Genomic DNA, 4,855 nt, shown 5'->3' with positions numbered 1-4,855 from the left:
GAGGAAATTCTGCTCGTCCACGCAGACCAGGCTCACCGCCTCGCCCTGGCAGCCGGCGCGGCCGGTGCGGCCGATGCGGTGCACATAGTCCTCGGGCACATTGGGCAGCTCGTAGTTGACGACGTGGGGCAGCTGGTCGATGTCGATGCCGCGGGCCGCGATATCGGTGGCCACCAGGCAGGTCAGCTCGCCGCTCTTGAACTCGGCCAGGGCCTTGGTGCGCGCACCCTGGCTCTTGTTGCCGTGAATGGCCATGGCGCTGATGCCCTGGTCGTTCAGGTAGTCGGTCAGGCGGTTGGCGCCATGCTTCATGCGCGTGAAGACCAGCACCTGGTGCCAGTCGCCGCTCTTGATCAGATGGGCCAGCAGCTCCTTCTTCTTGTCGCGGCCGACCGGATGGACCTTCTGCGCGATCGCGTCATTGGTCTGGTTGCGTCGCGCTACCTCGATCAGGGCGGGCTGGTTCAGCAGACGGTCGGCCAGGGCCTTGATGTCGTCGCTGAAGGTGGCCGAGAACAGCAGGTTCTGTCGCTTGGGCGGCAGGATGGCCAGCACCTTCTTGATATCGTGGATGAAGCCCATGTCCAGCATGCGGTCGGCTTCGTCCAGCACCAGGATCTCGATCTTGCTCAGATCCAGGGTGCCCTGCATATGGTGGTCCAGCAGGCGGCCGGGCGTGGCCACCAGGATGTCCACGCCGTCGCGCAGGCGGTTGACCTGGGGCTGCATGCCCACGCCGCCAAACATCACCATGCTGGTCAGCGGCAGGTATTTGCCGTAGGTCTTGACGCTTTCCTCGACCTGGGCGGCCAGCTCGCGAGTGGGGGTGAGCACCAGGGCGCGCACCATATGCTTGCCGCGGGCGTTCTTGACCGGCGGGGTGGCCGAGAGACGGTGCAGCAGGGGCAGGGTGAAACCGGCGGTCTTGCCGGTGCCGGTCTGTGCGCCGGCGAGCAGGTCACCGCCTTTGAGGACGGCGGGAATGGCTTGGGCCTGGATGGGGGTGGGGGCGGTGTAGCCGGCGTCGGCAATGGCCTTGAGCAGCGGTGCTGCCAGGCCCAGGGAATCGAATGTCATTGACTGCAATGTGAGCACGGTGCCCTGTGGGCGTGGCCGCGTCGCATTGTGTGCAACGCCAGTCTTCGGGCCACGCGAGGAGCGTGCATGGGCTCAAAAATAAAACGCCGCGCAAAGACTGAGATGCGCAGCGTGGGTGCCATTGTAGCTTGCGGGGCGCAACGATCGCCCGCGGGCTCTGCGACAATAGGGGGATCCAGCGGGTTCGGCAGTCATGATGTCGCGACCCGCCTTCGCTTTTCTAGAGTTCCGACAAACCACGAGCACCATGGCCCAATACGTCTTCTCGATGAACCGCGTCAACAAGACGGTTCCGCCCAAACGCCACATCCTCAAGGACATCTCCCTGTCCTTCTTCCCCGGCGCCAAGATTGGCGTGCTGGGCCTGAACGGCTCGGGCAAGTCCACCATCCTGAAGATCATGGCGGGTGTGGACAAGGAGTTTGAAGGCGAGGCCGTGGCCATGCCCGGCATCAAGATCGGCTACCTGGAGCAGGAGCCCAAGCTCGACCCGAACCAGACCGTGCGCGAGGCCGTGGAAGAGGGCATCGGCGGCGTGCTGGCCGCCAAGAAGCGCCTGGACGAGGTCTATGCCGCCTATGCCGAGCCGGACGCCGACTTCGACGCCCTGGCCGCCGAGCAGGGCGAGCTGGAGGCCATCATCGCCGCCGCGGGCTCCGAGAACACCGATCTGCAGCTGGAACTGGCCGCCGACGCCCTGAACCTGCCGCCCTGGGACGCCAAGATCGATCTGCTGTCCGGCGGTGAGAAGCGCCGCGTGGCCCTGTGCCGCCTGCTGCTGTCCAAGCCCGACATGCTGCTGCTGGACGAGCCGACCAACCACTTGGACGCTGAAAGCGTGCACTGGCTGGAGCAGTTCCTGCAGCGCTTCCCCGGCACCGTGGTGGCCATCACCCACGATCGCTACTTCCTGGACAACGCCGCCGAGTGGATCCTGGAACTGGACCGCGGCCACGGCATTCCCTGGAAGGGCAACTACTCCGACTGGCTGGACCAGAAGGAACGCCGCCTGGAGCAGGAGCAGAAGTCCGAAGACGCCCGCATGAAGGCGATGAAGGAAGAACTGAAGTGGGTGCGCTCCAATGCCAAGGGCCGCCAGGCCAAGAGCAAGGCGCGTCTGGCCCGCTTCGAGGAGCTGTCCGACGTCGACTACCAGAAGCGCAACGAGACCAACGAAATCTTCATCCCCATTGGCGAGCGCCTGGGCAATGAGGTGATCGAGTTCAAGAACGTCAGCAAGAGCTTCGGCGACCGCGTGCTGATCGAGGACCTCAGCTTCCGCGTGCCCGCGGGCGCCATCGTGGGCATCATCGGCCCCAACGGCGCCGGCAAGTCCACGCTGTTCCGCATGATCCAGGGCACCGAGACTCCGGACAGCGGCGAGGTCGTGATCGGCAAGACCGCCAAGCTGGCTTTTGTGGACCAGAGCCGCGCCAGCCTGGATGCCAACAAGACCGTCTGGGAGGACGTCTCGGGCGGCCTGGACAATATCGTCGTCGGCAAGTTCGTGATGCCCAGCCGCGCCTATATCGGCCGCTTCAACTTCAAGGGCAATGACCAGCAGAAGATGGTGGGGCAGCTCTCCGGCGGTGAGCGCGGCCGCCTGCACCTGGCCAAGACCCTGGCCCAGGGCGGCAATGTGCTGATGCTGGACGAACCGTCGAACGACCTGGACGTCGAAACCCTGCGCGCCCTGGAAGAGGCGCTGCTGGAGTTTGGCGGCTCGGCCATGGTGATCTCCCACGACCGCTGGTTCCTGGACCGCATCTGCACCCACATCCTGGCCTACGAAGGCGATGCCAAGTGGGTGTTCTTCGACGGCAACTTCACCGAGTACGAGGCCGACAAGGTCAAGCGCCTGGGTGAAGAAGGTGCCCGTCCCAAGCGCGCGCGCTTCAAGTCCATCAAGTGATGGGCCGCGCCGCTGACGGCGCTGCACCGAGCAAGTTCAAGGGCCCTGCGGGGCCCTTGTCCTTTTCGGGCCGCCGCTATGCGCTTTGATCTTCTTTACATTCCCTGCATGCTCGCCTTACGCAGGGTGATCAAGATGACAGCACTTCCCCACCACATGGAGTCTGCGATGTCCAAGATCACGAAACTGCGTCAAGGCCTGGGCGTGGCCGCCTTGCTGGCCGTGCTGGCCACCCCCACGGTGCAAGCCATGCCTGGTGGCGCCATGATGGCCACCCATCATGGCGGCGGTCCGGGCGGGCCGCGCGTCGAGCATATGCTGGATCTGGTGGATGCCAGCGACAGCCAGCGTCAGCAGATTCAGCAAATCATGAAGGATGCGGCCCAGGACTCGCGTGCCCAGCGCGAGTCACTGCAACAGCTGCATCAGCAAGGGCGCAAGCTGTTCACCGCAGCCACCCTGGATACGGCAGCCATCGAGTCCCTGCGGCAGCAGACCCAGCTCATCCACGAGCAGCTCAGCCGGCGCATGAGCCAGGCCATGCTGGCCGCGGCCCAGGTGCTGACGCCCGAGCAGCGTGCCAAGATGGGCGAACGCATGGCGCAGCGAGATGCGCGTCGTGCCGAGCGCAAGCATCAGCATGAGCCGGCTCGTGGCAGCAACGCCAAGGCTCCGTGAGGGCGACGCCTGGCCTGGCATATGCTTGGGCTTCCTCCGCCAAGGGCCTGCGTCGGGCCTGCTTTCCGAATGCCATGAGTTCCCGTCTGCTTCTGGTCGATGATGATGCCCGCCTGACCGATATGTTGGGCGACTACCTCAGCCACGCCGGTTTCGAGATCGGCGTGGCGGGCAGCCTGGCTCAGGCAGCCCAGGCCCTGGAGGCGGCGCTTCCAGACCTGCTGGTGCTGGACCTGATGCTGCCGGACGGCGACGGGCTGGACTTCTGCCGCAAGCTGCGCGTGGATGCCCGCACGCGGCGCCTCCCGGTACTCATGCTCTCGGCCCGTGGCGAGCCCATGGATCGCATCCTGGGCCTGGAGCTCGGGGCCGATGACTATCTGCCCAAGCCTTTTGAGCCGCGCGAGCTGCAGGCGCGCATCAAGGCCTTGCTGCGCCGGGCCGAGCCCGATGGGCAGGGGGAGGACGAGGTGCTGCGTTTCGGTCGTCTTGAGATCGATCTGGCGGCCCGTGTGGCCCGACTCGATGGCAAAGCCTGCGACCTCACCAGCCACCAGTTCGATTTGCTGGTGGTGCTGGCCCAGAGCCCCGGGCGGGTGCTGAGCCGCGACCAGATCATGGACGCGCTCAAGGGCCATCCCCTGGATGCCTTTGATCGCTCCATCGATGTGCATGTCTCGCGCATCCGCGCCGTGATCGAGGACGACCCCAAGAACCCGCGCCGTGTGCTGACCGTGCGTGGCGCCGGCTATGTGTTTGCCCGCAAGCAGGATGCCGAGGCGCAGGGCTGATGCTGCGCCAGCTGAGGGCCTCGGCCTTGAAGTCGCTTTACCTGCGCATCTACATCACCCTGGTCGCCTTGCTGCTGACCTTTGCCTTCGGTTCGGCCTGGCTGTTCAAGCGCCAGATTGAAGAGGAGCGCGGGGGCTTCGAGGCGGCGGCCGTGGAGCGACTGAATGCGACCGCGGTACTGATCCAGGGGGCCCTGCCGCCCGCGGATGCGCCTGTGCCAGCCCAGGCCGAATCCCTGCGCGACTGGGGACAGCGCCTGCGCATGGCGATTGCGCTCAGCGACGCCCAGGGGCGTCGCATCGGGCAGTCCGAGCAGTTCGAGCGCCGGGAGGCCGATCCCTCGGTGCGCCGACTCGATGTGCCCCTGGATGACGG

Annotated in this window: 4 protein-coding genes and 1 pseudogene; 4 read left to right on the top strand and 1 reads right to left on the bottom strand. The window is 65.7% G+C overall.

All coding sequences use genetic code 11. The annotated features are described in order from the left end of the window. Positions 1-1,077, bottom strand: a 1,077-nt coding sequence (locus tag ACK5F2_RS03960) for a DEAD/DEAH box helicase (RefSeq protein WP_409862948.1), incomplete at its 3' end; no start/stop codon positions are given. A 268-nt stretch (positions 1,078-1,345) separates the two neighbouring features. Between ACK5F2_RS03960 and ettA the strand changes: the two genes are divergently transcribed. From ettA to ACK5F2_RS03940, 4 genes and pseudogenes are all read left to right on the top strand, one after another. Further along, positions 1,346-3,010: an energy-dependent translational throttle protein EttA gene (gene ettA / locus ACK5F2_RS03955; protein WP_409862946.1), complete on the top strand. Its 1,665-nt coding sequence runs from the start codon at positions 1,346-1,348 to the stop codon at positions 3,008-3,010. Between the two features lie 168 nt (positions 3,011-3,178). Next, a complete protein-coding gene (locus ACK5F2_RS03950) occupies positions 3,179-3,688 on the top strand; it encodes a Spy/CpxP family protein refolding chaperone (RefSeq protein WP_409862944.1) in 510 nt (169 codons plus the stop codon). A 74-nt stretch (positions 3,689-3,762) separates the two neighbouring features. Next, a complete protein-coding gene (locus tag ACK5F2_RS03945; RefSeq protein WP_409862943.1) occupies positions 3,763-4,479 on the top strand; it encodes a response regulator in 717 nt (238 codons plus the stop codon). A gap of 26 nt (positions 4,480-4,505) precedes the next feature. Beyond that, positions 4,506-4,855, top strand: a pseudogene (locus tag ACK5F2_RS03940) (two-component sensor histidine kinase); the annotation flags it as partial.

It is taken from the genome of Roseateles sp. (genome assembly GCF_046300915.1).
GTDB lineage: Bacteria > Pseudomonadota > Gammaproteobacteria > Burkholderiales > Burkholderiaceae_C > Kinneretia.
The sequence above is the reverse complement of the archived record's forward strand: the minus strand, read 5'-3'. Positions and strand labels throughout refer to the sequence as shown.